Annotated in this window: 25 protein-coding genes; 7 read left to right on the top strand and 18 right to left on the bottom strand. The window is 70.6% G+C overall.

The features are described 5' to 3' along the window. The first annotated feature begins 3 nt into the window (after window positions 1-3). The gene (locus ACH3VR_RS11665) at window positions 4-1,911 is read left to right on the top strand and encodes a S9 family peptidase (RefSeq protein WP_397556460.1); all 1,908 of its coding nucleotides are present in this window, start codon (window positions 4-6) and stop codon (window positions 1,909-1,911) included. Here ACH3VR_RS11665 and hflX read toward each other — a convergent pair. Continuing rightward, window positions 1,908-3,425, bottom strand: a complete 1,518-nt coding sequence (hflX, locus tag ACH3VR_RS11660) for a GTPase HflX (RefSeq protein WP_397556459.1) — start codon at window positions 3,423-3,425, stop codon at window positions 1,908-1,910. The two genes, ACH3VR_RS11665 and hflX, sit on opposite strands and share 4 nt — an antisense overlap. 186 nt (window positions 3,426-3,611) lie before the next feature. On the opposite strand from hflX, the gene ACH3VR_RS11655 reads away from it, so the two are divergent. Then, window positions 3,612-4,253 (top strand): class I SAM-dependent methyltransferase, encoded by a 642-nt coding sequence (locus ACH3VR_RS11655; RefSeq protein WP_397556458.1) that lies wholly within the window; start codon window positions 3,612-3,614, stop codon window positions 4,251-4,253. A 182-nt stretch (window positions 4,254-4,435) separates the two neighbouring features. Here the strand turns inward: ACH3VR_RS11655 and dapF are convergent, their stop codons facing one another. Further along, entirely contained in the window at window positions 4,436-5,299 is an 864-nt protein-coding gene (dapF, locus tag ACH3VR_RS11650; protein ID WP_397556457.1) for a diaminopimelate epimerase, read from the bottom strand. A gap of 125 nt (window positions 5,300-5,424) precedes the next feature. Continuing rightward, window positions 5,425-5,805, bottom strand: coding sequence for a nuclear transport factor 2 family protein (locus ACH3VR_RS11645; protein WP_397556456.1), 381 nt, complete (start codon window positions 5,803-5,805; stop codon window positions 5,425-5,427). 28 nt (window positions 5,806-5,833) lie between these two features. Between ACH3VR_RS11645 and ACH3VR_RS11640 the strand changes: the two genes are divergently transcribed. Further along, on the top strand, window positions 5,834-6,304 hold the full coding sequence (locus ACH3VR_RS11640; RefSeq protein WP_397556455.1) for a MarR family winged helix-turn-helix transcriptional regulator: 471 nt from the start codon (window positions 5,834-5,836) through the stop codon (window positions 6,302-6,304). Window positions 6,305-6,307: 3 nt separating this feature from the next. Here the strand turns inward: ACH3VR_RS11640 and ACH3VR_RS11635 are convergent, their stop codons facing one another. From ACH3VR_RS11635 to dapA, 13 genes are all read right to left on the bottom strand, one after another. Then, window positions 6,308-6,733, bottom strand: a complete 426-nt coding sequence (locus ACH3VR_RS11635; RefSeq protein WP_397556454.1) for a GNAT family acetyltransferase — start codon at window positions 6,731-6,733, stop codon at window positions 6,308-6,310. Further along, complete coding sequence (gene miaA, locus ACH3VR_RS11630; RefSeq protein WP_397556516.1) at window positions 6,730-7,659, bottom strand: tRNA (adenosine(37)-N6)-dimethylallyltransferase MiaA; 930 nt, start codon at window positions 7,657-7,659, stop codon at window positions 6,730-6,732. The genes ACH3VR_RS11635 and miaA overlap by 4 nt, the downstream gene beginning before the upstream one ends. Then, complete coding sequence (miaB, locus tag ACH3VR_RS11625) at window positions 7,656-9,221, bottom strand: tRNA (N6-isopentenyl adenosine(37)-C2)-methylthiotransferase MiaB (protein ID WP_397556453.1); 1,566 nt, start codon at window positions 9,219-9,221, stop codon at window positions 7,656-7,658. Before miaB ends, miaA begins: the two co-directional genes overlap by 4 nt. 86 nt (window positions 9,222-9,307) lie before the next feature. Further along, on the bottom strand, window positions 9,308-10,042 hold the full coding sequence (locus tag ACH3VR_RS11620; protein WP_397556452.1) for a regulatory protein RecX: 735 nt from the start codon (window positions 10,040-10,042) through the stop codon (window positions 9,308-9,310). A gap of 60 nt (window positions 10,043-10,102) precedes the next feature. Continuing rightward, complete coding sequence (recA, locus tag ACH3VR_RS11615) at window positions 10,103-11,158, bottom strand: recombinase RecA (RefSeq protein ID WP_397556451.1); 1,056 nt, start codon at window positions 11,156-11,158, stop codon at window positions 10,103-10,105. A gap of 224 nt (window positions 11,159-11,382) precedes the next feature. Beyond that, window positions 11,383-11,607: a DUF3046 domain-containing protein gene (locus ACH3VR_RS11610; RefSeq protein WP_397556450.1), complete on the bottom strand. Its 225-nt coding sequence runs from the start codon at window positions 11,605-11,607 to the stop codon at window positions 11,383-11,385. Between the two features lie 21 nt (window positions 11,608-11,628). Continuing rightward, window positions 11,629-11,946: a helix-turn-helix domain-containing protein gene (locus ACH3VR_RS11605; protein ID WP_397556449.1), complete on the bottom strand. Its 318-nt coding sequence runs from the start codon at window positions 11,944-11,946 to the stop codon at window positions 11,629-11,631. A 176-nt stretch (window positions 11,947-12,122) separates the two neighbouring features. Beyond that, window positions 12,123-12,638 (bottom strand): CinA family protein, encoded by a 516-nt coding sequence (locus ACH3VR_RS11600; protein ID WP_397556515.1) that lies wholly within the window; start codon window positions 12,636-12,638, stop codon window positions 12,123-12,125. 23 nt (window positions 12,639-12,661) lie between these two features. Further along, on the bottom strand, window positions 12,662-13,240 hold the full coding sequence (gene pgsA / locus ACH3VR_RS11595; RefSeq protein WP_397556448.1) for a CDP-diacylglycerol--glycerol-3-phosphate 3-phosphatidyltransferase: 579 nt from the start codon (window positions 13,238-13,240) through the stop codon (window positions 12,662-12,664). Between the two features lie 111 nt (window positions 13,241-13,351). After that, complete coding sequence (locus ACH3VR_RS11590) at window positions 13,352-16,042, bottom strand: FtsK/SpoIIIE family DNA translocase (RefSeq protein WP_397556447.1); 2,691 nt, start codon at window positions 16,040-16,042, stop codon at window positions 13,352-13,354. 48 nt (window positions 16,043-16,090) lie between these two features. Further along, a complete protein-coding gene (locus ACH3VR_RS11585; protein ID WP_397556446.1) occupies window positions 16,091-16,585 on the bottom strand; it encodes a GNAT family N-acetyltransferase in 495 nt (164 codons plus the stop codon). Window positions 16,586-16,630: 45 nt separating this feature from the next. Next, window positions 16,631-18,307, bottom strand: a complete 1,677-nt coding sequence (locus ACH3VR_RS11580) for a ribonuclease J (protein WP_397556445.1) — start codon at window positions 18,305-18,307, stop codon at window positions 16,631-16,633. 75 nt (window positions 18,308-18,382) lie between these two features. Then, entirely contained in the window at window positions 18,383-19,360 is a 978-nt protein-coding gene (gene dapA / locus ACH3VR_RS11575) for a 4-hydroxy-tetrahydrodipicolinate synthase (RefSeq protein WP_397556444.1), read from the bottom strand. A gap of 84 nt (window positions 19,361-19,444) precedes the next feature. On the opposite strand from dapA, the gene ACH3VR_RS11570 reads away from it, so the two are divergent. Continuing rightward, window positions 19,445-21,022 carry a Na+/H+ antiporter gene (locus tag ACH3VR_RS11570; RefSeq protein WP_397556443.1) on the top strand — a complete coding sequence of 526 codons (1,578 nt, stop codon included), beginning with the start codon at window positions 19,445-19,447 and terminating at the stop codon, window positions 21,020-21,022. 34 nt (window positions 21,023-21,056) lie between these two features. Here the strand turns inward: ACH3VR_RS11570 and ACH3VR_RS11565 are convergent, their stop codons facing one another. Beyond that, window positions 21,057-21,821, bottom strand: a complete 765-nt coding sequence (locus ACH3VR_RS11565) for an SDR family NAD(P)-dependent oxidoreductase (protein ID WP_397556442.1) — start codon at window positions 21,819-21,821, stop codon at window positions 21,057-21,059. 1 nt (window position 21,822) lies between these two features. Continuing rightward, window positions 21,823-22,566 carry an FAD-dependent thymidylate synthase gene (thyX, locus tag ACH3VR_RS11560; protein WP_397556441.1) on the bottom strand — a complete coding sequence of 248 codons (744 nt, stop codon included), beginning with the start codon at window positions 22,564-22,566 and terminating at the stop codon, window positions 21,823-21,825. A gap of 116 nt (window positions 22,567-22,682) precedes the next feature. Between thyX and ACH3VR_RS11555 the strand changes: the two genes are divergently transcribed. The 3 genes from ACH3VR_RS11555 to ACH3VR_RS11545 all read left to right on the top strand — a co-directional run bounded on the left by ACH3VR_RS11555 (window position 22,683) and on the right by ACH3VR_RS11545 (window position 24,180). Continuing rightward, on the top strand, window positions 22,683-23,120 hold the full coding sequence (locus ACH3VR_RS11555) for a TlpA family protein disulfide reductase (protein ID WP_397556440.1): 438 nt from the start codon (window positions 22,683-22,685) through the stop codon (window positions 23,118-23,120). After that, a complete protein-coding gene (locus ACH3VR_RS11550; RefSeq protein ID WP_397556439.1) occupies window positions 23,113-23,649 on the top strand; it encodes a DUF4395 domain-containing protein in 537 nt (178 codons plus the stop codon). Before ACH3VR_RS11555 ends, ACH3VR_RS11550 begins: the two co-directional genes overlap by 8 nt. A 105-nt stretch (window positions 23,650-23,754) precedes the next feature. After that, complete coding sequence (locus ACH3VR_RS11545) at window positions 23,755-24,180, top strand: OsmC family peroxiredoxin (protein ID WP_397556438.1); 426 nt, start codon at window positions 23,755-23,757, stop codon at window positions 24,178-24,180. Window positions 24,181-24,186: the final 6 nt, after the last annotated feature.

Here is a 24,186-nt window from a genome sequence, read left to right as displayed (position 1 = left end):
GTCATGAGCCGAGAGCTCCCGTTCGGATCCTGGCCCTCTCCCGTCACCGCCGCGGCCGTCTCAGCGGCCTCTCCACGGCTGGACGGCGCCCGTTTCGTGGGCGACGAGATCTGGTGGGGCGAGAGCGTCCCCGAGGAGGGCGCGCGCACGACGGTGCGCCGCAGACAGCCCGGCGGACGCGTGGAGGAGCTGCTGCCGGCGCCGTGGAACGCGCGCTCCCGCGTGCACGAGTACGGCGGCGGGGTGTGGACGGCATCGGATGACGGCATCCTGTACTTCGTCGAGAAGGCCGACCAGCGCATCTGGGCCGTGACCCCCGGCGAGCCGCCCGTGCCGCTCACGCCCCCCGACGACGACGTGCGCTTCGGCGGGCTCACGTGGCAGGAGGGGCGCCTCCTCGCGATCCGAGAGGTGCACGGCACACGTGTGCCGCGACGCGACATCGTCTCGGTCGCGACCACCGGCCACTGGCGCGTCGTGCCGCTGACGGCGCACACCGACTTCGTCGCGCAGCCCGCTCTCTCGCCCGGCGGCCGTCACCTCGCGTGGGTCGCGTGGAACCACCCCGACATGCCGTGGGACCGCACCGAAGTACGGGTCGGCCGCCTCGAGGGCGGCATCGTCGCCGAGTGGACGACCGTGACGAGCGGCACGACATCGGCGCTCCAGCCGACCTGGGTCGACGCCGACGACCTGCTCTACGCCGACGATCCATCGGGTCGCTGGAACATCTGGCGCCTGCGACTGGACTTCGACCTCGACCACGAGGACGTGGCCCCCGCCGACGCCGACACGGGCGGCCCGCTGTGGGTGCTCGGCATGCGCTGGTTCGCGCCCCTCGACGACGGCCGCATCGTCGCGGTGCGCACGAACGGCGCCGATGAGCTCGTCGTGATCGACCCGGACAGCGGCGAAGTCCGCGCGCTCGACGTCGACGTCGTGGCGAACACGACGATCGAAGACGTGTCAGGTGCACGTCTGCTGGTCTCGGGCTCGGGCGCGGCTTCTCCCCCGGCGGTCTGGCTCGTCGACATCGACACGGGCGGAGTCGAACGCATCGCCGGCGCGGACGCGCCCTGGGACGCCGAATGGATGCCGCGCGCCCGCGCCGTCACGATCGACGGCCGCCACGGCCCCGTCCACGCCTTCGACTACCCGCCGACGAATCCCGCCGCGCACGCCCCCGCGGGCGAGCTGCCGCCCTACGTCGTGTTCGTGCACGGCGGACCCACGGGGCATGTCGGGGGCGCAGCATCCGGGAAGGTCGCCTACTTCACGAGCCGCGGCATCGGCGTGCTCGACGTCAATTACGGCGGATCCTCCGGCTACGGGCGCGAATATCGCGAGAGGCTGCGCGGCCAGTGGGGCGTCGTCGACGTCGATGACGTTGCGGCGGCCGCCGCGGGCCTCGCGGCGGAGGGACGGTCCGACGCCGCGCGCCTCGCGATCGAGGGTGGCTCGGCAGGAGGCTGGACCGTGCTCGCGGCCCTCGTCGGCACCGACGTGTTCGCCGCCGGCATCTCGCGCTACGGGGTCGGCGATGCCCGCATGCTCGCCGCCGAGACGCACGACTTCGAGTCGCACTACCTCGACGGGCTCATCGGTCCGCTCCCGCGCGCAGAGAGGCTGTACGTCGAGCGGTCACCGCTCGGCCGCCCGGAGCGATTCCGCGTGCCGGTGCTGCTCCTGCAGGGCTCGGAGGACGAAGTCGTGCCGCCTTCGCAGTCGGAGGCGATCCGCGACGCGCTCGCGGCGCGCGGCATCCGGCACGCGTATGTGCTCTACGACGGCGAGGGCCACGGTTTCCGCAGGTCGGAGACCATCGTGGATGCGCTCGAGAAGGAGGTCGCGTTCCTCGGCGCCGTGTTCGGCTTCGAGACGCCCGACGTGCCGCCGCTCGAGCTCAGCTAGACGCGGAAGGGCGCGAACTCTGCCGCGAGGCGCTCGGACACGTAGGCATGCAGCGCCGTGCCCTCGACCTCGTGCGTCTGCGAGAGGATGTGCCCCGTCTCGTGCGCGGCCGAGATGAGGTCGCCGCGGCCGTAGGGCACGAGCGCCCGCACCTCGACGGCCGGCAGCGGCAGCGCCGCCTCGATCGCCGCCCGCAGCTCCTCGATGCCTTCGCCCGTGCGCGACGAGACGAAGATCGCGTCGGGCTCGAGGCCGCGCAGCAGCATCCGCTCGTCGTCGCTCGCGAGGTCCGCCTTGTTGAACACGACGAGCTCACGCGTGTCGCGCGCGCCCACGTCGCCGATGACATCTCGCACCGTCTTGAGCTGCGCGCCCGGATCGGGATGCGACGCATCCACGACGTGCAGGATGACGTCGGCGTCGCCGACCTCCTCGAGCGTCGACCGGAAGGCCTCGACGAGCTGATGCGGCAGGTTGCGCACGAAGCCGACGGTGTCGGTCAGCGTGTAGACGCGCCCGTCGGTCGTCTCGGAGCGGCGCACCGAGGTGTCGAGGGTCGCGAAGAGGGCGTTCTCGACGAGCACTCCCGCGCGCGTGAGGCGGTTGAGCAGTGACGACTTGCCGGCGTTCGTGTAGCCCGCGATCGCAACGGCAGGGACGGTGTTGCGCTTGCGTTCGGCGCGCTTGGCGTCGCGCGCGGGCGCGAAGTCGCGGATCTGCCGGCGCAGCTGTGCCATCTTCGTGCGGATGCGGCGGCGGTCGAGCTCGATCTTCGTCTCACCGGGACCGCGCGACCCCATGCCCGCGCCGCCGGCGCCGACCTGGCCACCGGCCTGGCGGCTCATCGAGTCACCCCAGCCGCGCAGGCGCGGGAGGAGGTATTCGAGCTGCGCGAGCTCGACCTGCGCCTTGCCCTCGCGGCTCTTGGCGTGCTGGCTGAAGATGTCGAGGATCACGGTCGTGCGGTCGATGACCTTCACCTTCACGACATCCTCGAGCGCGCGACGCTGGCTCGGTGCGAGCTCGGTGTCGGCGATGACGGTATCGGCGCCGACCGACGCGACGATGTCGCGCAGCTCGGCGGCCTTGCCACGGCCCACATAGGTCGCGGGGTCGGGATGCGGGCGGCGCTGCAGCACGCCATCGAGCACGACGGCGCCCGCCGTCTCGGCGAGCGCGGAAAGCTCGCGCAGGGAGTTCTCGGCATCCTCCTGCTCGCCCTGCGGGTGCACGCCGACGAGCACGACGTTCTCGAGACGCAGCTGCCGGTATTCGACCTCGGTGACGTCTTCGAGCTCCGTCGAAAGGCCCGGGACGCGACGCAGGGCGGCACGCTCTTCGCGGTCCCACTGCTCGCCGTCGGTGTCGGCGCGCGAGATCGTCGTCTCGTCCTGAAGCGCCTGCGCAGCACCGAAGACCCGCACCCCCGAGCGTGCGTCCGCACGCGCCAGCACCCGATCCACCGGGTCGACCGGCGTATCTTCGGTGCTCTGAGGTGTGGTGGTATCGGTCATGTCTTCCTTCCGGGATGCCCCTGTCCGGTTACCCTGTCGAACGGGTTGCCAGGCCCCGAGGCAATCCGTAAACTCTACGCTTTTCCGTCGCGGGGAGTTCCCCGCGAGGGCTCGCTGACGCTCGTCGGCGGCTTCGCCGCGCCCCCGCTCCCGCACAGGGAAGCCTCTCCGCTACGCTCATGAGCCATGAGCGGCGACCATTACTTCAGCGCGTCGCCCTCCAGTCCCGAGAACCTCCGTCGCATCCGCGTTCAGCTCGCGGGGCGCGACGTCGAGGTCACGACTGCGCGGGGCGTCTTCAGCCCCGAGCACGTGGACTCGGGCACGGGCGTGCTGCTTGCGAACACTCCCCCGCCGCCCGCCAGCGGACACGTCCTGGACCTCGGCAGCGGCTGGGGACCGATCGCGCTGAGCATCGCGCTCGAGTCGCCGCACGCCACCGTGTGGGCGGTCGACGTCAACGAGCGGGCGCTCGACCTCGTGCGCCGCAACGCCGAGGCGCTCGGCCTCGCCAATGTGAACGCCGCGCTGCCGGATGATGTTCCCGACGACGTGTCGTTCCGCACGATCCGCTCCAACCCGCCCATCCGCGTCGGGAAGCACGAGCTGCACGGCCTGCTGGAGCGCTGGATCCCGCGGCTCGACGAGCGGTCCGACGCGTGGCTCGTCGTGCAGCGCAACCTCGGCTCGGACTCCCTGCAGCGCTGGCTCGCCGCCACGTTCGACGACGGCTACAGCGTGCACCGGGCCGCGACGGGTCGCGGCTTCCGGGTGCTCAAGGTGCGCAGGCACGGCTCGCCGCGCACGGAGCCCTTGCAGCTCCCCTGAGCCTGGGCTTCGGTGGGCGCGAATCGTCGCCTCCGGCGCGCGACGCGACGATTCGGGCCCACTCGACGCCGGCGCGGCCGGGGACGGCGCGCTCAGTGGGCGCAACTCGCCGCCGGGAGGGCGGATGCCGACACATCGCGCCCACTGAAACGCCGAGGTGTCTGGGTGCGGCCTCGCGGCCGTCAGGCGAGCGCGACCTCGCCCGAGAACACGAGCGTCGCCGGGCCTGAGAGGAAGACGTGCGGCTCGCCGCCGACCTGGGCCACGCGCACGCCGAGCCGCCCGCCGGGCACGTCGACGGTCCAGCGGTCGGGGGCGGCCTGACCGGCCCAGTGGCGCACGGCGAGCGCGGAGGCCGCGACGCCCGTTCCGCAGCTCAGCGTCTCGCCGACGCCGCGCTCGAAGACGCGCATGCGGATCGCCCCGACGCCGTCACGCACGAGCGGGTCGGACGGCACGACGAACTCGATGTTCGCGCCGCGCGGCGGCTCGGGCTGCAGCTGCGGCCGCACCGCGAGGTCGAGCCCGTCGAGCTCATCGTCGGCCGGGAGCGCCACCACGACGTGCGGATTCCCGACGTCGATGCCGAGCCCTGGGCGCGGCACCGACAGGCCCCGTGCCCGTACGAGCGTCTCGTCCTCCTCGACGCGGAAACGGCCCAGGTCGACCTCGAACCCCAGCTCGCTGCGCGTCAGCGGCAGCACTCCGTTGCGGGTGCTGACCGGCAGCGAGGCGCCGTCGTCGAGCGTCGCGAGTCCCGTCTCGAGGAGGTAGCGCGTGTAGACGCGGATGCCGTTGCCGCACATCTCGGCCTTCGAGCCGTCGGCGTTGCGGTAGTCCATGAACCACTCCGCAGCCTCGTCGCCCTCGTCGACGGCGGCCGAGCGCACGACGCGGAGCACGCCGTCCCCTCCGATGCCGAAGCGCCGGTCACAGAGCGCGGCGATCTGCTCGTCACTCAGGTCGAGGACGCCGTCGGGGTCGGGCACGATCACGAAGTCGTTGCCCGTGCCGTGACCTTTCGTGAACGGGATGGTCTGCGGCATCCTCCGATTCTACGGAGCGCACGAGTGGTGCGTCCCGTGCCGCATCTCGGCTGCCTCTGACGACACGCCGCGAGAGGGCGTCGGCGCAGCCTCACCAGCCGCACGCAGCCGAGATCCGGGCCAGGTCAGAGCGCGAACGGCTCGTAGCAGTCGTAGGTCTCGTGGGCGACGACGCGATCGCCGCGCACCGTGACGAAGCCCGCCATGTGCGCGACGATCTCGGTCTGACCCACCGTGCCGCGCCACGTCGAGCGGACCGCAGCGCGCTCGCCCTCGACGAGCACCTCATGGATCTCGATCGACTGGGCCGCCAGGCGCGCCTTGCCGGCTTCGAACCCGGCAACGGTCTCGTCGACGGTGCGCACGTGCCCGGAGGGCGAGATCGGGTTGGGCAGCTCGGTGAACACGGCGGAGGGATCCAGGATGCCGCGCAGCTCGTCGGTCGACGACGAGAGGTCGGCGACGATCGCGAAGTAGCGGCGGACGACGTCTTCCGTGCTTGTCATACGCGCGATGATACACAACCATGGTTGTGTGAATGTGAATCCGTCGATCATCGACCTGGTCTCGCTCGCCGGGGGCGCCGTCGACGCGCACGTCGTCCGCGCCCTCGAAGACGCCGGGTACGACGGCCTGCGCGTGCGCCACGGCTACGTCTTCCAGAGGCTCCTCGTCGAGCCGACGAGCATCACGCGGCTCGCGGATGCGCTGGAGGTCTCGCAGCAGGCGATGTCCAAGACCATCGCCGAGCTCGTCGACTTCGGCTACGTCGCGGCATCCCCTGACCCGGCGGACGCGCGGCGTCGTGTGCTCGCGCTCACGGATGCCGGACGCGGGGCCGTGGAGACCGCCCGCCAGGCGCGCAGGAGCCTCGAGGACGCCGTGACGCGCGCCGTCGGCACCGGGAGGCGAGACGATGCGCGCACGGCGCTGGAGGCCCTTCTGGCGACGCTCGGAGTCGGCGGCCGAGTCGGCAGCCGCTCGGTGCCGATACCGGCCGAGTAGAGGTCAGACGTCGGCGATCAGCCGCTTCCCCGTCGCCCACGTGTCGAAGGGCTCGTAGCCGATCGCGTCGTAGAAGCCGCGGGCTCCCTCGTTGTCGGGCCGCACCATGAGCTGCACCTTGGGGCATCCCATCGCGAGGAGTCGAGACTCCGCCTCGGCGACGAGCAGCCGCGCGATCCCCTCGCCGCGGCGCTCGGGCGCCGCTGCGAGATAGTAGAGCCAGCCGCGGTGCCCGTCGTAGCCTGCCATGACCGACCCGACGACCTCGTCGCCGTCGACAGCGACGAGGAAGAGCTCGGGCTGCACGGCGAGCTTGCGCTCGATGTCTCGATGCGGGTCGTTCCACGGGCGCGTGAGACCTGCCGCGTGCCACAGCGCGACGACCGCCTCCGTCTGGGCCGGTGCGAACGGGGTGATCTCGATCGTCATGCGCTCTCCTCCAGCAGCTGCGTACCGGGATGCCCCGGCCCGACCCAGGTCACGTCGGCATAGCGCTTGAACCACGAGACCTGCCGTCGCGCATAGCGTCGCGTGAGCTGCTGCGTCTGCGCGATCGCCTCGCGCTCGGCCAGCTCGCCACGCAGCTGTGCCAGCGCCTGGGCGTACCCGATCGCCCGTCGCGCCGTCAGACCGTGTTCGAGTCCGCGCTCGCGCAGCGCGACCACCTCGTCGAGGAGCCCGTCGCGCCACATTCCCTCGACCCGCTCGTCGAGCCTGCCCACGAGCTCTTCACGCGGCACGCCGACGCCGACGATCCGGGTCTCGGGATGCCAGAGCACCGGCTCGTCGGGAAGCGTCGCGCCATGCGTCTCGGAGCCCTGCTCGAGGACTTCGAGAGCCCGGACGATGCGTCGTCCGTTGCGGGAGTCCATGCGCTCCGCGGCCGCCGGGTCGGCGATGCGAAGACGTTCGAACAGGGGGCCGGGCCCGTGCTCCTCGAGCTCGGCCTCGAGCCGTGCCCGCACCTCGGCGTCGCGTGGCGGGAAGCGGAAGTCGAAGAGCACGCTCGACACGTACAGGCCTGAGCCGCCGACGAGCACGGCATCGGAGCCGCGGTCGTGGATGTCGGTGATCGCCGCGCGGGCGGCATCCTGATACCAGGCGACGGCGGCATCGTCCGTCACGTCGAGGACGTCGAAGAGATGGTGCGGGATGCCGCGCCGATCGCTGACAGGCAGCTTCGCGGTGCCGATGTCCATGCCGCGGTACAGCTGCATCGCGTCGGCGTTGACGATCTCGGCGGAGCGGCCGCGCGCGGCCAGTGCTTCGACGAGGTCGAGCGACAGCGCGGTCTTGCCCGTGCCGGTCGCGCCGACGAGGGCCCAGAGCGCGGGGCTCGCCGCCACAGCGGTCAGACGCCGACGCGCAGCGTGGGCAGACCCAGCGACACGGCGCGCTTGGCTCCCGCTGAGCCTGTCGACGCGTCGGCTGCGGGGGTCGGCACGCCACACGACTCGGCGAGCGACCGATCCCACGCGTCGCCCGCGCGCGTGCGGCGGATGCGCAGCGGCGCACCGTCGGGGGCGTCGGCGAGCAGGTGGAAGGGCGCGGCATGCGTCACGGCGACCGACACGACATCGCCCGGTCGCGGCACGACCGAGCCCGCCGGCACCTCGAAGTGCACGAGACGGTTGTCTTCGGCGCGGCCCGTGAGGCGGTGCGTCTCGGCGTCCTTCTTGCCCTCACCGGTCGACACCAGCACCTCGAGCGCACGGCCGAGCTGCTTCTGGTTCTCTTCGAGCGAGATGCGCTCCTGCAGTGCGATGAGCCGCTCGTAGCGCTCCTGCACGACCGCCTTGGGCACCTGGTCGGGCATCGTCGCGGCGGGTGTGCCCTCGCGGATCGAGTACTGGAAGGTGAAGGCGCTCGAGAATCGGGATGCCTCGACGACGCGCATCGTCTCTTCGAAGTCCTCGTCGGTCTCGCCGGGGAACCCGACGATGATGTCGGTCGTGATGGCGGCGTGCGGCATGCGCTCGCGCACGCGGTCGAGGATGCCGAGGAACCGATCGCTGCGATAGGAGCGGCGCATCGCGCGGAGGATGCGGTCGCTGCCGGACTGCAACGGCATATGCAGCTGCGGCATGACGGCGGGCGTATCGGCCATCGCATCGATGACGTCGTCGGTGAAGGCGGCGGGGTGCGGGCTCGTGAAGCGGATGCGCTCGAGGCCCTCGATCTCGCCCGCGGCGCGGAGGAGCTTGCCGAACGCCTGACGGTCGCCGAACTCCACCCCGTAGGAGTTCACGTTCTGGCCGAGCAGCGTGACCTCGATCGCCCCGTCGTCGACCAGGAGCCGGATCTCGTTCAGGATGTCGCCGGGCCGGCGGTCCTTCTCCTTGCCGCGGAGGCTCGGCACGATGCAGAAGGTGCAGGTGTTGTTGCAGCCGACCGAGATCGACACCCAGCCGCTGTAGATCGAGTCGCGCTTGGTCGGAAGAGTCGACGGGAAGATCTCGAGCGACTCGAGGATCTCGAGCTCGGCCTCGCCGTTGTGCCGCGCACGCTCGAGCAGGCTGGGCAGGGATCCCATGTTGTGCGTGCCGAAGACGACATCGACCCACGGCGCCTTCTGCTGCACGACGTCTTTGTCCATCTGGGCGAGGCAGCCGCCGACGGCGATCTGCATGCCCTCGTGGTGGTCCTTGCGCGACTTCAGGTGCCCGAGGGTGCCGTAGAGCTTTCCGGCCGCGTTGTCGCGGACGGCGCACGTGTTGATCACGACGACGTCGGCCTCTTCACCGAGTTCCGCGCGCACGTAGCCCGCGCTCTCCAGCGAGCCCGAGAGCCGCTCGGAGTCGTGGACGTTCATCTGGCAGCCGAACGTGCGCACCTCGTAGGTGCGCGCGTGCCCGTCGGCAGACGTCGCCGCGGGCGACGGCGCGATGAGCGTCGGGGTGGAGGAGGGGGAAGACATGATGGGGAACATTCTACGATCCGCAACATGCGCGGGGTCTGAGGGCGACCGCCCGATCCGATGCCGTGGACCCCCTCGGACGGGGGTCAGCGGAACCGCACGCCGCTCGACGCGGCCGGACTCTCGTCGAGCGCGATGCGGGCCGCGGTCATCGCGAGCGATCCGCCGTAGCCGCGACGGGCGAGCTGACCCGAAAGCCGGCGCAGCGCGGTGTCGCGGTCGAGGCTGCGCAGCGAGCGGGCCTTGCCCCGGGCGAACTCCAGGGCCCGCTCGAGATCGTCGTCGGGCAGTACCGCCAGTGCCGCGTCGGCGACGTCGCGCGGTATGCCCCGCTTCGCGAGCGTCTGGGCGATCGCCTGACGCCCCTGACCCTTCCGGTCGACCCCCGCGTGTATGAGCTGCTCGGCAAGGGCGGCGTCGTCGAGGTACCCGTAGTCCTCGAGCGACGCCAGCACGTGCTCCACCGCCGCGTCGTCGAGGTCGTGCTCGCGCAGCAGGCTGCGCGCCTCGGCGATCGAGAGCGAGCGGGTGCGGAGCTTCTTCAACAGCGCCTTCTCGGCAAGCTCGACACTCGGCGCCGGGAGCTCGCCGTCAGCCTCGCCCGGCCGGTCGGCCGTCCACATGGGGTGCCATGCGGCACCGTCGACCGCAGTCGCGTCGACGGCGGGAGCCTCGTCGGTCGGCCCGACGGCGTAGACACCGCCCTGCGCAGACTCGTCCCTGGGTTCGCTGGGCGAGTGTTCCGACTGCTCGGGCACCACCCCGCCGAACAGCGGGATCACGGGGGCGAGCGAGTCCTGCTCGCCCCCGTCGTCACGCACAGCTCACCCCGGTTGTTGAGCGCCGTCGAAACACGGTTGTTGAGCGCCGTCGAAACATCATCACGCCGGGCGGCGCTTGGCCAGCTCGTCTTCGGCGGGAGTCTCGGCGGCACCGCGGGGAACGCCGATGCCGAGCTTGGCCTTGATCTTCGTCTCGATGTCGGCCGCGACGTCTTCGTTCTTGAGGAGGAAGTTGCGGGCGTTCTCCTTGCCCTGACCGAGCTGCTCGCCGTCGTACGTGTACCAGGCGCCCGACTTCTTGACGATGGCGTGCTCGACGCCGAAGTCGATGAGGCTGCCCTCGCGCGAGATGCCGACGCCGTACAGGATGTCGAACTCGGCCTGCTTGAAGGGCGGAGCCATCTTGTTCTTGACGACCTTGACGCGGGTGCGGTTGCCCACGGCGTCGGCGCCGTCTTTCAGGGTCTCGATGCGACGGATGTCGAGGCGCACCGACGCGTAGAACTTGAGCGCCTTTCCACCGGCCGTCGTCTCGGGCGAGCCGAAGAACACGCCGATCTTCTCGCGCAGCTGGTTGATGAAGATCATCGTCGTGTTGGTCTGGTTCAGACCACCCGTGAGCTTGCGCAGCGCCTGCGACATGAGGCGCGCCTGCAGACCGACGTGCGAGTCGCCCATCTCGCCCTCGATCTCGGCCTTGGGCACGAGGGCGGCGACGGAGTCGATGACGACGAGGTCGATGGCACCGGAGCGCACGAGCATGTCGGCGATCTCGAGCGCCTGCTCACCCGTATCGGGCTGCGACACGAGCAGCTGGTCGATGTCGACGCCGAGCTTCTGCGCGTAGTCGGGGTCGAGCGCGTGCTCGGCGTCGATGAACGCGGCGATGCCGCCCGCGCGCTGCACGTTGGCGATCGCGTGGAGGGTCAGCGTCGTCTTACCCGACGACTCAGGACCGTAGATCTCGATGATGCGGCCACGCGGCAGGCCGCCGACGCCGAGGGCGACGTCGAGGGCGATGGAGCCGGTGGAGATGACCTCGACCGGGGCACGCTCGTCACTGCCCAGTCGCATGACCGAGCCCTTTCCGAACTGCCGGTCGATCTGTGCGAGGGCCGACTCGAGGGCCTTTTCGCGGTCTACTGCTGAGGGCATGACGTGCTCCTGATGCTCGCGTTCCGTCGCCTGTAGGCTGTCGCGCTCCGCTCCGGGTGGGGCGGATGCTGCGACAAGGCGTGGGTGTCGTTCGACGTGGTCCACGCTAGGGAAGGGCTCCGACATTCGCCTTCGCTCCGCCCGAAGCGGTGGACAAGCACCGTTCGACACCTGCTGTGCAGGAGACTACGCCTCTCTCGAACGCAAGTTCGATGACACGCCGATCAGTGGCGGCGCGGCTCCAGCCGTCCGACACCGTAGCGGCGGTCGAGAGGCACGTCGGCCTCTTCGCACAGCGCGAGCCAGATCTCGCGGGGCGGGATGCCGGCATCCATCGCCTGCTTGGCCGTGCGATCCCCCATCGAGGGCAGCACCAGGTCGGCCATCAGCGCGGCCGCGCGAGGACCGAACTCGGCCTCGACGGCGCGCTCGAACTCACTGCGACGCATGACTGCTGAGAAGAAGAAGCGTCAGCGCAGCGACAGCTCGGCCTGGAAATCGGTGTCGAGACCCGCGAGGTCGTCGGGGACGACGTCGGGGAAGCTCTGCAGGCCCTCGAGGACCGAGATGCGATCGCCCACTTCACGCATGATGGTGGAGATGGGCACGTCGAGCGCGTCGGCGACCGAGGCGAGGATCTCGCTCGACGCCTCCTTCTGACCGCGCTCCACTTCACTGAGATAACCGAGAGCGACACTTGCGCGGCCGGCGACCTGACGAAGGGTGCGACCCTTCTGCAGACGGAGGTCGCGCAACACTTCGCCGATCTCGTGACGAACCAGGATCATGCGGGCCCCCTCTACTCTTTCCGCCGTCATCCGGGTGGATAACAGTACAACACCGGATACGGTCAATCTAATCCCAGGCGCTGGGTAACGGGTGGGAATCGCGGAATGTAACCGACACGAAACCTCGCGCATTCCCGGCGACACACGTTTCCGTCGGAGAACGTGCTGCCCGAGGATTACAGGGCCTCCAGCGCCGTCCGCACGGCACGGCGGACGGTCTCGGCGCGGATCTCGTCGCGCGACCCGGTGAGCTCCAGCGAGTCGACGCGCGTCCCGAGGGGGGTGGCGACGCCGATGTGGACCGTGCCGACGGGCTGCCCGTCGGGCGAGTCGGGGCCGGCGATGCCGGTCGTGGAGATGCCGACGTCGCAGGGCCCGTCATCGAGGCCGAGTCGCATCCGGACGCCCTCGGCCATCTGCCGCGCAACGCGCGGATGGACGGGGCCGTGGGCATCGAGAAGCGTCGGGTCGACGCCGAGCAGCGTGTGCTTGAGCTCCGTCGCGTAGGCCACGATGCCGCCGCGCACGACGGCGGAGGCACCGGGCACCGCGACGAGGGTGGAGACGACGAGGCCGCCGGTCAGCGACTCCGCGATGCCGATCGTCCAGCCGAGCTCGCCCAGCCTGTCGAGGAGGCGCTCGGCGTCGGTGCGCCGATCGCGCTGCAGGGTGATCTCGGCGTCGTCGGGCAGTCCGGTGCCGTTCGATCGGAGCGTCACGCCGCGCGTCCTTCCTTCTTCGCGCGGCCCGCCCGCACTTCGCTCACGACCACGTCGATGCCGCTCGTGATCGTCAGGACGACGGCGATCGTCATGACGACGCCGTTGACCCACCAGATCCAGTCGCCGACGAGCGTCCAGAGGGGAAGGAGGGCCAGCGACAGCGCGACGCCCTGAGCGAGGGTCTTGAGCTTGCCCATCCACGCCGCCGCGAGCACGTGGTCGCTGACGACGACGAACCGGTAGACGGTGATGCCGATCTCGCGGATCAGGACGATGGCCGTGACCCACCACGGGAGCTCGCCGAGGATCGACAGGCCGATGAACGCGAAGCCCGTGAGCACCTTGTCGGCGATCGGGTCGAGGAGCTTGCCGAGGTTCGTGACGATGTCGTTCCGACGCGCGATCCAGCCGTCGATGCCGTCGGTCGCGATCGCGACGATGAAGAGCACGGCCGCCCACCACCGCAGCGGCCCGTCTGCGCCGTCGTCGGCGAGGAGCATCCACAGGAAGACCGGCGCGCAGAGAATGCGGACGATCGTGATGGTGTTCGGCAGCTGCCGCGGGATCGCCATGGCCTGAGCCTACCCGCGCCGTGCGAACCCCTGTGGAAATCCGAGCGCCTCGAAGGCGTCCTCGGCGCAACCTCCTGCGCCCCGCATGCAATTGCCGCGGCCGCAGGCGGATCAGTCCCGTCCGGTCAGGCCCCAGGCATCCTCGTCGCCGTCGCTTTCGACCACCGGGTAGCCCTCGTACTGCGACTCCACGGCGTCGGGGCCGTAGTCGAGAGTCCCCGGGTCGGACGCAGGCGCTGCGGGCGCGGCGACCGGCACATCGTCGCCGCGGAGCCGGGCGAGCACCTCGGGGAGCTGCTCCGGCGTGACGAGCACGTCGCGCGCCTTCGAGCCCTCGGAAGGGCCGACGATCTCGCGGGATTCGAGGAGATCCATGAGGCGCCCCGCCTTCGCGAATCCGACGCGCAGCTTGCGCTGGAGCATCGACGTCGAGCCGAACTGCGTCGAGATGATCTGCTCCGCCGCGGCGAGCAGGAGCTCGAGGTCGTCGCCGATGTCGGCGTCGATCTGCTTCTTCTCGGCTGCCGCCTCGACGTCGTCCCGGTACTCGGGGCGGGCCTGCTGCGTGACGTGCGCGACGACCTTCTCGATCTCCTGCTCGCTCACCCACGCGCCCTGCACGCGCAGCGCCTTGGAGGCGCCCATGGGGAGGAAGAGGCCGTCGCCCTGGCCGATGAGGCGGTCGGCACCGGGCTGGTCGAGGATGACGCGCGAGTCGGTGACGCTCGTGACGGCGAAGGCGAGACGCGACGGGACGTTCGCCTTGATGAGGCCCGTCACGACGTCGACGGACGGGCGCTGCGTCGCGAGCACGAGGTGGATGCCCGATGCGCGGGCGAGCTGCGTGATGCGCACGATCGAGTCCTCGACGTCGCGCGGGGCGACCATCATGAGGTCGGCGAGCTCGTCGACGACGACGAGGAGGTACGGGTAGGGCTTGAGCACGCGCTGGCTGCCCGGCGGCACGTTGACCTCGCCGGCGACGACGGCGCGGTTGAAGTCGTCGATGTGGCGGAAGCCGAACGACGCGAGGTCGTCGTACCGCATGTCCATCTCCTTCACGACCCACTGCAGCGCCTCGGCCGCCTTCTTGGGGTTCGTGATGATGGGAGTGATGAGATGAGGGACGCCCGCGTACGAGGTGAGCTCGACGCGCTTGGGGTCGATGAGCACCATGCGCACGTCGGCCGGCTTCGCCCGCATCAGCAGGCTCGTGATCATCGAGTTGACGAAGCTGGACTTGCCCGAGCCCGTGGATCCCGCGACGAGCAGGTGGGGCATCTTGGCGAGGTTGGCCACGACGTAGCCGCCGCCGACGTCCTTGCCGACGCCGATCGTCATGGGATGCGTCGACTGCTGCGCGGCGGGCGAGCGGAGGATGTCGCCGAGCGTCACGATCTCGCGGTCGGCGTTGGGGATCTCGACGCCGATCGCGCTCTTGCCCGGGATGGGCGCGAGGATGCGCACCTCGTTGGAGGCGACGGCGTAGGCGATGTTGTTCTGGAGGGCCGTGATGCGCTCGACCTTGACGCCGTGCCCCACCTCGATCTCGTACTGCGTCACCGTCGGACCGCGCGAGAAGCCCGTGACGCGCGCGTCGACCTGGAACTGCTCCAGCACGCTCGTGATGGCGCGCACGACCTCGTCGTTGGCCGCCGAGCGCGCCTTGTGCGGGCTGCCGGCCGCGAGCGCGTTGACCGACGGCAGGCGATACGGCGTCGACGGCGACGCGTGCGGCGCGTCGGTGCCGATGCCCGAGAGCCCGGGCAGCTCGCCGTCGATCGCGGCGTCGTCGTCGCGGAGCGCCGTGTCGGCCTTGCGGCCCTTCGGCGCGGGCGCCGCGAGGGCAGCGGCGTCGAAGAGCTCGGTGATCGCGTCGGGCGCCGCGGGCGCCGGCGCCGGCGTCGGCGTCGTGACGGCCTTGTCGAAGCCGCCCTGCGACGAGCCTGGCGGGAGGAGCTCCGTGAGGTCCTGCGAGCCGATCCCGCCTTCGGGATCCTGCTCGCGGCCCGTCTTGTTGCGCCGCCACCAGGGCACCGAGGCCTCGGCGTCGTCCGCAGCCGGGGCGGCCGCGGCCGCCTCGGACCGCTCGGGGCGCTCGTCGCCGAACATCCACGCGTACAGGTCGCCGAGGCGGCGCCCGATGCGGTTGGGCGGCGTCTTGGTGAGGATCAGGATGCTGAGCACGGCCAGCAGTCCGAGCACGATGCACGCGCCGACCTCCGTGAGCAGCATCGCGAGCGGCTCGCCGATCATCCAGCCGAGCACGCCGCCGGCCTGGCTCAGGGCGGGCAGTCCTTCGCGCGGCTGCGGGCGTCCGCCGAGCACGTGGCAGAAGCCCGCGATCGTCAGGACGAAGAGGCCGAAGCCGATGCCGATGCGCCCGTTGTCGTGGACGGAGGAAGGATGCCGGAACAGCCAGCCTGCCAGCAGCATGAGCAGCACGGGGAGCACGAACGCGACGCGGCCGACGAGCGCGCCCGCCGAGTAGGCGCTGATGGTCTGGGCGACCTCGGAGCCGATGAAGAACCACTCCACGACGGCGCCGGCGATCGCCAGCAGCACCAGCAGGAACGGGAAGCCGTCGCGACGCTGGTCCTTCTCGAGCGTCTCTGGCCCGAACGCGCGGAACAGTCCGCCGGTCGCGTGTGCGAGTCCGAGCCACGCCCGTGCGACGACGGGGGGCTTGTCCTGCTCGCCGACGTAACGCTTGGGTGCCGGTTCGGGCTTGCGGGCGCGCGACGACGAGCTCTTCGAGGGCGCGCGACCGTTCGAGGTCGGGCTGCTGGAGCTCCTGGCCATTCCTCCACGGTAGATCGCGTCGCCGACAATCGCGCGGAGCGACTCGGCTCAGCGCAGGCGCTTGACCATCGTGTCGCGCCCGAAGCCGCTCTGCGTGACGGCGAAACCCTCGCTGCGATACAGCGTCACGGCGAAGTTGCCGCGCTCGACGCTGAGGCTGAGGCGGGCGTATCCCTGCGCGCGCGCGTGGTCGCACAGCCGCTGCAGCAGGGCGCGACCGACGCCGTGCGCCCGCCAGATGGGCCGCACGCCGATGATGAGCTCGGGCACGCCGGTGCCGATGTAGCCGAAGCCGGGGTCGCTGCGGGGCAGCATGCGATACCACGCGGCTCCGATCGGCTCGCCGTGCGGATCCAGTGCGACGTACCCGGCGTCGCCCGGCCGCATCCAGCCCGACACGTAGCGGCTGTGCTCGGGGCTCGTCAGCACCTGGTGCCGCGGACGCGCTCCCCCGCTCCTCCAGTTGGCCGCCTCGACGACCATGTCGCCGAGGAAGGCGCCGTCCGACTGGCGAGCCGGGCGGATCTCGAACGAGGAGGGCATGCTCGGATTTTACCGGCGACGCCGGAATCGCCCGTGTCGGGGCTGTTACGCCTCGATGACGAGCGGCACGATCATCGGCCGGCGGCGCAGCGACTGGTTGACCCAGCGGCCGATCGTGCGGCGCACGACCTGCGACAGCGCGTGCTGGTCGCGGACGCCGGACTGCGCGGCCTCGGTCAGCGCCGCGGCGATCTTCGGCTTGACGCTCTCGAACACCGCGTCGTCCTCCGCGAAGCCGCGGGCGTGGATCTCGGGGCCCGAGATGATCTTGCCCGTCGCGGCGTCGACCACGACGATGACAGAGATGAAGCCCTCCTCGCCGAGGATCCGGCGGTCCTTGAGGTCGGCATCCGTGATCTCGCCCACCGTCGAGCCGTCGACGTAGACGAAGCCGAGGTCGAGCTGGCCGACGGCGCGCGCGACGCCGTCCTTGAGGTCGACGACGGTGCCATTCTCGGCGATCAGGGTGCGGTCCTCCCGCACGCCGGTGTCCTGAGCGAGGCGGGCGTTGGCGATGAGGTGCCGGTATTCGCCGTGCACGGGGAGCACGTTGCGGGGCTTGAGGATGTTGTAGCAGTAGAGCAGCTCGCCGGCGGCCGCGTGGCCCGACACATGCACCTTGGCGTTGCCCTTGTGCACGACGTTGGCCCCGTGCTTGGTGAGCCCGTCGATGACGCGGTAGACGGCGTTCTCGTTGCCGGGGATCAGGCTCGAGGCCAGGATCACGGTGTCGCCGGGCCCCGGCTCGATCTCGTGGTCGAGATTGGCCATGCGGCTCAGCACCGCCATCGGCTCGCCCTGCGAACCCGTCGACATGTAGACGATCTGGTCGTCGGGCAGCTCGCGCGCCTTCTTGTAGTCGATCAGGATGTCCTCGGGCACATGGAGGTACCCCAGCTCCTCGGCGATCGACATGTTGCGCACCATGCTCCGGCCGAGGAGCGCGACGCGACGGCCGTGAGCGGCCGCGGCATCCAGCACCTGCTGCACACGGTGCACGTGGCTCGAGAAGCTCGCGACGATGACGCGACGCGGCGCCTTGCCGATCACCTGATCGAGCACGGGACCGATCGACCGCTCGAGAGGCGTGAACCCCGGCACGTCGGCGTTCGTCGAATCGACGAGGAAGAGATCGACGCCCTCTTCCCCGAGGCGCGCGAAGGCACGGAGGTCGGTGAGCCGCCCGTCGAGGGGCAGCTGGTCCATCTTGAAGTCGCCCGTCGCGAGGACCAGCCCCGCGGGCGTGCGGATCGCGACCGCGAGCGCATCGGGGATCGAGTGGTTGACCGCGATGAAGTCGAGCTCGAACGGGTGGAGCTGCTCGCGCTGCCCCTCGGCCACCGTCAGCGTGTACGGCTTGATGCGATGCTCCTTGAGCTTCGCCTCGACGAGGGCGAGCGTGAGGCCCGACCCGACCAGCGGGATGTCGGGCTTGAGGCGCAGAAGGTACGGCACGGCGCCGATGTGGTCCTCGTGGCCGTGCGTCAGCACGACTCCGACGATGTCGTCGAGCCGGTTCTTGATCGGCTCGAAGTCGGGCAGGATCAGGTCGACGCCGGGCTGATGCTCCTCAGGGAAGAGCACGCCGCAGTCGACGACCAGCAGCTTCCCGTCGTATTCGAAGACCGTCATGTTGCGACCGACTTCGCCGAGGCCGCCGAGCGGCGTCACACGGAGCGTGCCCGGCTCGAGGGCGGGCGGGTCGTACACGGTGCTGGGCATGGGTGTCTTCCTCCGGATGCCGCGCACCAACGCGGCGGTCGTGCTCGCCGCGGCTCCGACCGGCCGCGGCGGGCCTCATCTCGTGGTTCCCGAGACCTTGGGCAGCGCGCCGCCGGCGGCGGCGTTGCGATCGGGGCGGAAGTTCGAGAAGTCGGCGCCGGGGACGTCCGTCACGAGCGCGAGCTCGTCCTCGATCTTCGCCGCCTCCCACTCTTCGGGCCCGACCAGCGGCAGCCGCACACGGGGGCTGCCGATGCGGCCGAGGCCGTGCAGGATGTACTTCGCCGACACCGTGCCGGGGACATGGGTCATGACGGCGCGCACGAGCGGCTCGAGCTGCTGGTGCGCCGCGGTCGCGGTCGCGAGATCGCCGGCGTTGACGGCATCCACGATCTGACGGTACGGCTGCGCGGCGATGTTGGCCGTCACGCCGATGAGGCCCGTCGCCCCGATCGCGAGGTGCGGCAGCACGTTGGCGTCGTCGCCCGAGAAGTACATGAGGTCGGTCTGGTTGAGCACGCGGCTCACCTCGCTGAAGTCGCCCTTGGCGTCTTTGATCGCGAGGATGTTGGGGTGCTTCGCGAGGCGCAGGATCGTCTCGTACCGGATCGGCACACCCGTGCGACCGGGGATGTCGTAGAGGATCACCGGAAGGTCGGTCGCATCGGCGACGAGCCGGAAGTGGGTCAGGATGCCCGCCTGCGTCGGCTTGTTGTAGTACGGCGTGACGATCATGATGCCGTCGGCGCCGACCTTCTCGCTCGCCTTGTAGAGCTCGATGGCGTGCGCGGTCTCGTTCGAGCCGCCGCCCGTGATGATCGCGGCGCGGCCGGCCGCGACATCCTTGCCGACCTCGACGAGGCGGATCTTCTCGGCGTCGGTGAGCGTCGAGGTCTCGCCCGTCGTGCCGGTCACGACGATGCCGTCGGCACCCGCCGTGATGACGTCGTCGATGTGCTTCTCGGTCGCGGGCCAGTCGACCTCGCCGTCGGCCGTCATCGGGGTGACGAGCGCGACGAGCACCTGTCCGAAGGGATTGCCCGTGTGCGTCATGCTCTCAGGCTATCGGTCGGGCGGCCCCGCCTCCTCCTCCTGTCGCTACGCTGACGACACACCCCCTGCCCCGAGGAGGTCGTCGTGCTCGCACTCGAAGCAATCGTCGCGATCGGCGCGGCGCTCGTCGCCGCCGCCGTGCTCGCGCCGCGGCTGCGCGTGCCGCTCGCGCTCGTGCAGGTCGTGCTGGGCGTGCTGCTGGGCTTCGTGCCGGCGCTGCGCGATGTGCAGCTGCCCTCCGAAGCCGTGCTGCTGCTCTTCCTCCCCGCGATCCTCTTCTCGGAGAGCCTCACGACATCCCTGCGCGAGAGCCGCCGGTTCGTGCGCGTCATCCTCATCAACGGCACGATCCTCGTCGTCGTGACGGCGTTCGCCGTCGCGGGCGTGGGATGGATGGCCGGGATGCCGTGGGCCATCGCCCTCGTCATGGGGGCCGCGCTCGCCCCGACCGACGCGACGGCGGTCGGCAACCTCGCGGGCGATCTGCCCCTGCGTCAGCGGACCGTCCTGCGCGCCGAGAGCCTCATCAACGACGGCACGGCGCTGGTGATCTACGGCCTCGCCGTCGCCGCCGCCGCAGGCACCGAGGCTCTGACCCCCCTCTCGGTCACATGGGATCTCACCCTCTCGTATGTCGGAGGCGTCGGGATCGGCCTGCTCATCGGGCTCGTCGGAACGTTCCTGCGCCGCATCCCGAACACGCTCGCGAGCAACGTCGGCATGATCGTCACGCCCTTCGCGGCCTTCCTCGCCGCCGAGCTCGTGCACGCATCCGGGGTGCTCGCGGTCGTCGTGTGCGGCCTCCTGATGGCGTGGCGCGGCCCGCGGGTCGCGCGTGCGGAGGCCCGCGACCAGGTCATGTCGTTCTGGACGCTGACCACCTACATCCTCAACGGCGCCCTGTTCGTGCTGATCGGCGTCGAGCTTCAGGTGGTCATGCGCGATCTTCCGGCGAGCGACCTCGGCTTCGGCATCCTGCTCGGAGTCATCGTGTGGCTCGCGCTCGTGGTCGTGCGACTCGTCTTCACGTTCGCGATGACGGGGCTCATCCGCGCACTCGATCGCCGACCGTATCAGCGCACGCTCCGCGCCCCGACCCGCGCCCTCGTGCTCAACGCGTTCGCGGGCTTCCGCGGGGCGGTTTCACTCGCGGCGGCGCTCGCGATCCCGCTCACCGTGATGGACGGCGGCCCGTTCCCGATGCGCGACCTCGTGGTCTTCGTGACGGCCGTCGTCATCGTGCTCACGATCGCCGTGCAGGGCCCGCTCCTCCCTCTCCTCGTGCGCTGGGCGAACCTCCCTTCCGACGATCAGCGCGACGAGCGGCTGCTCGCACAGCGCGAGGCATCCCGCGCCGCCCTCGACGCCCTGCCGCGCCTCGCCGGCGCACTCGGCATCGACGACGAGGTGCGCGACAAGATCGCTCGCGAGACGGAGCGGCACCTCGCGGCGCTCGAAGCCGACGGCGAGACGGAGGAGGGCGTCGAGACCGCCCGCGCGAAGGAGCAGTACGTGCGGCTCCGTCTGGCCGCGATGCAGGTCAAGCGCGACGCCGTGCTGCGGCTTCGCGACGAGCGGCGCATCGACGACACCGTCCTGCGGTCGCTGCAGGCGCAGCTCGACATCGAGGAGATCCGGCTGACGGGACGTCAGGTCGAGTAGCCGCGCCGGCTCGGCCCGAGCCCGCCCGGACCCGTCAGCGCCCGGTGCGTCCGAGCCGGGCCGCGACCGAGTCGGGCAGCACCCGCACGAGCCGTGTGAGCGCCTTGTACCGCGCCGACGGGATCGAGACGGCCTTGCCGCGCGCGGCGTCGCGGAGCGACTCGGAGACGACGTCGGAGGCCTGCAGCCAGAGGAAGTCGGCGATCCCCTCCTGACCGGGCGGGAGACCCGCGCGCTCGTGGAAGTTCGTGTGGGTGAAGCCCGGGCACACGGCCGTCACCGTCACCCCGCGGGGGCCGTACTCGGCGTTCGCCCAGCGGCTGAAGTCGACGACCCAGCGCTTGCACGCGCCGTAGGTCGAGCGCGGCATGAACGCGGAGACCGACGCGACATTGAGGACGCGGCCGCTCCCCCGTTCGAGCATCGGGCCGAGCGCCGCGTGCATGAGCCGCATCGTCACCTCGACGTGCAGCGCGAGGTGCCGCGCCTCGGCCTCGATCCCGTTGCCGGCGAAATCGAGGGGGAGCCCGAAGCCCGCGCTGTTGACGAGCACCTCGATGGGGCGGTCCGGCTCGGTCAGGCGGCGTTCGACCTTCTCACGCTGCCGCCGCTTGAGCAGGTCGGCCTCGAGCACCTCGACCCCGACGCCGAACCGGGCACGCAGCTCGGCGGCGCGCTCGTCGAGCGCGACCCTGTCGCGGGCGACGAGCACGAGGTCGGCGCCGCGGGCGGCGAGCTGACGCGCGTACTCGGCGCCCAGACCCGAGCTCGCGCCCGTGACGAGGGCCGTCCTCACCATGTCAGGGGGCGACGCGGCCGTTGGCGTTGAAGGCGGCGTGCGTGAGAGGCATCCGCTCCCGCCAGAACGTCTCCATCTTCTCGGCGCACATCTCGATCTCGCGCTGCGGGAACGACGGGAAATGCGTCCCCTCCACCTTGGTCCGCAGCGACAGGAAGTTCATGAGCGACCGCGCGTTCAGCGTGACGTACATCGACGAGTAGATGTTGAGCGGCAGGACGATGCGCGCGACCTCCCGCGCGACATCGGCATCGAGCATGCGCTGGTAAGCGGCGAACGCCTGGGTGGATGCCTCGCGCGTCGCGGCGTCGACGGTCTCGAACTGCTCGTCGCTGCCGGGCAGGAACTCGTAGGCGCCGGGCTTGCCGACCTGCACGAGGTTGCGCTCGCGCGCCGGCACATAGAACACGGGGCGCAGCTCGCGGTAACGGCCCGACTCCTCGTTGTACGACGCGATGCGGTGGCGCATGAACTCGCGGAACACGAAGATCGGCGCCTGCACGTAGAAGGTCATCGAGTTGTGCTCGAACGGCGAGCCGTGGCGGTCGCGCATGAGGTAGTTGATGAGGCCGCGATCACGGGCGGTCGCCTCGGTGCCGGCAGCGGCGGCATCCAGCGTCTGCTCGCCCTGCGTCGACACGCGCGCCGCGAAGAGCACGTCGGAGTCGGAGGCGCTCGCTCGCACCAGCTCGACGGTCACATCGCTTCGGAACTCGATCTCGGGAATGTCTGCGGCGTCGCTCACGCCTGCCACCCTACCGATGGTTCGTCGCGTCCCCGCCCGATGGTTTGTTACGGGGCCGGCGTCATACTCACAGCACCCGGGATCCATTCAGGTGAAACGGGTTACGCTGTTCAGTTGTGAATCTGGTAGGGGCCCTGATCGTTCTCGCCGTCTTGCTGACGGCGACGATCGCGCTCGGCGCCTTCCTGCAGTGGCGGCAGAATCGTCCGCAGCGACACATCCCCCACGAGGTCGTGCAGCCCGAGCGTCTCGGCGCCGACGGACTCGGCGAGGTCGCGACTCTGCTCCAGTTCAGCACCGAGCTCTGCGCACGCTGCCCCGGCGTGCACCGCAGGCTCTCAGCCCTCGCCGACGAGCATCCCGGCGTACGGCACCTGGACGTCGATCTCACGCATCGCCCCGACATCGCCAAGCACTTCCACGTGCTCCAGACACCGACGACGCTCATCCTCGACGGCGACGGCGTCGTGCAGACCCGGTTCGGCGGCGTGCCGAATCGCCATGTGCTCGAGCTCGAGCTCAACCGACTGACGGAAGAGGCCGCCAATGTCTAGCACGTCCGCCCCGACAGGCATCGACCCGCGTGGACTGCGCTTCGCCGCGGGCATCACGTCGCTGCTCCTCCTCGTCGACGTGCTGCTCGGACTCACGGGCCTGTCCACCGCGCACACCGCGGAGGGTGGCTGGGCGATCGCGCAGGCCTCCGTCGCCGAGCGTCTCCTCGACCCCGCCTTCCTGCTCCTGCTGGCCACGGCGCTGCTGTTCCTGTGGGGCGTCCTGTCGCCCCGCACGGCCCCCTGGGGCGTGCTCTACCGCGTCGTCGTGCAGCCCCGGCTCGGGCCGCCGGAGGAACTCGAAGACCCGCGCCCGCCGCGGTTCGCGCAGGGCGTGGGCTTCGTCGTGGTGGGCCTCGGCCTCGTCCTCCAGCTGCTCGGCGTGCCCTGGGCCCTGCCGATCGCGGCCGGCGTGGCGTTCGTCGCCGCGTTCCTCAACGCGGCCTTCGGGCTGTGCCTCGGATGCCAGATGTACCTGCTGCTGCAGCGTGTCGGCATCGTCGGCCGGCAGCATCCCGTCGCCGTCTGAGCGGCTCCCACGAGGTGGGCCGAATCCGTTCCCTCGTGTCGGAGCGGCCGTTAGGCTGACCGCGGGGGCCCTGGAGGGTCCTCGCACGCCGACACGGAGGACACGATGAGCGTTACGAGCGAAGCCAGCACCACGTGGAAGGGAACCCTCACCGAGGGAACCGGAGAGGTCGCCCTCGAGAGCTCCAACCAGGGCCCGTTCACGGTGAACTGGAAGGCCCGCAGCGAGGGGTCCACGTCGGTCACGACTCCCGAGGAGCTCATCGCGGCCGCCCACTCGTCGTGCTTCAGCATGGCGTTCTCCGCGGCCCTCACCGAGAACGGCACTCCCCCCGAGAGCATCGAGACGACGGCCTCCGTCACCTTCATCCCCGGCAAGGGCATCACGGGCAGCCACCTCAACGTCGAAGCCGTCGTACCGGGCCTGAGCCCCGAGGACTTCGCGACGCTCGCCGAGAGTGCGAAGAAGGGATGCCCCGTCTCGCAGGCCCTCGCGGGCATCGAGATCACCCTCGAGGCGTCGCTTGCCTGACCCTTC

This window comes from Microbacterium alkaliflavum, assembly GCF_044325405.1.
Classification (GTDB): Bacteria; Actinomycetota; Actinomycetes; order Actinomycetales; family Microbacteriaceae; genus Microbacterium; species Microbacterium alkaliflavum.
Note: the sequence above shows the minus strand (reverse complement) of the source record. Positions and strands in the feature narration are given on the sequence as shown.

Excerpts from the sequence above, each read along its gene's own strand:
- ACH3VR_RS11585 (WP_397556446.1), bottom strand. The coding sequence starts at position 16,585 with ATGCCCTCCTCGTTCGAGATCCGCCCGGCTCGCCAGTCGGACGGCGCC.
- ACH3VR_RS11645 (WP_397556456.1), bottom strand. The coding sequence starts at position 5,805 with ATGACAAGCACGGAAGACGTCGTCCGCCGCTACTTCGCGATCGTCGCC.
- dapA (WP_397556444.1), bottom strand. The coding sequence starts at position 19,360 with ATGACGCACACGGGCAATCCCTTCGGACAGGTGCTCGTCGCGCTCGTC.
- ACH3VR_RS11565 (WP_397556442.1), bottom strand. The coding sequence starts at position 21,821 with ATGGTGAGGACGGCCCTCGTCACGGGCGCGAGCTCGGGTCTGGGCGCC.
- hflX (WP_397556459.1), bottom strand. The coding sequence starts at position 3,425 with ATGACCGATACCACCACACCTCAGAGCACCGAAGATACGCCGGTCGAC.
- recA (WP_397556451.1), bottom strand. The coding sequence starts at position 11,158 with ATGCCCTCAGCAGTAGACCGCGAAAAGGCCCTCGAGTCGGCCCTCGCA.
- ACH3VR_RS11610 (WP_397556450.1), bottom strand. The coding sequence starts at position 11,607 with ATGCGTCGCAGTGAGTTCGAGCGCGCCGTCGAGGCCGAGTTCGGTCCT.
- ACH3VR_RS11545 (WP_397556438.1), top strand. The coding sequence starts at position 23,755 with ATGAGCGTTACGAGCGAAGCCAGCACCACGTGGAAGGGAACCCTCACC.
- ACH3VR_RS11550 (WP_397556439.1), top strand. The coding sequence starts at position 23,113 with ATGTCTAGCACGTCCGCCCCGACAGGCATCGACCCGCGTGGACTGCGC.
- pgsA (WP_397556448.1), bottom strand. The coding sequence starts at position 13,240 with ATGGCGATCCCGCGGCAGCTGCCGAACACCATCACGATCGTCCGCATT.
- ACH3VR_RS11605 (WP_397556449.1), bottom strand. The coding sequence starts at position 11,946 with ATGATCCTGGTTCGTCACGAGATCGGCGAAGTGTTGCGCGACCTCCGT.
- ACH3VR_RS11655 (WP_397556458.1), top strand. The coding sequence starts at position 3,612 with ATGAGCGGCGACCATTACTTCAGCGCGTCGCCCTCCAGTCCCGAGAAC.
- miaB (WP_397556453.1), bottom strand. The coding sequence starts at position 9,221 with ATGTCTTCCCCCTCCTCCACCCCGACGCTCATCGCGCCGTCGCCCGCG.
- ACH3VR_RS11580 (WP_397556445.1), bottom strand. The coding sequence starts at position 18,307 with ATGCCCAGCACCGTGTACGACCCGCCCGCCCTCGAGCCGGGCACGCTC.
- ACH3VR_RS11635 (WP_397556454.1), bottom strand. The coding sequence starts at position 6,733 with ATGACGATCGAGATCACCCCGTTCGCACCGGCCCAGACGGAGGCGGTC.
- ACH3VR_RS11665 (WP_397556460.1), top strand. The coding sequence starts at position 4 with ATGAGCCGAGAGCTCCCGTTCGGATCCTGGCCCTCTCCCGTCACCGCC.
- dapF (WP_397556457.1), bottom strand. The coding sequence starts at position 5,299 with ATGCCGCAGACCATCCCGTTCACGAAAGGTCACGGCACGGGCAACGAC.
- ACH3VR_RS11590 (WP_397556447.1), bottom strand. The coding sequence starts at position 16,042 with ATGGCCAGGAGCTCCAGCAGCCCGACCTCGAACGGTCGCGCGCCCTCG.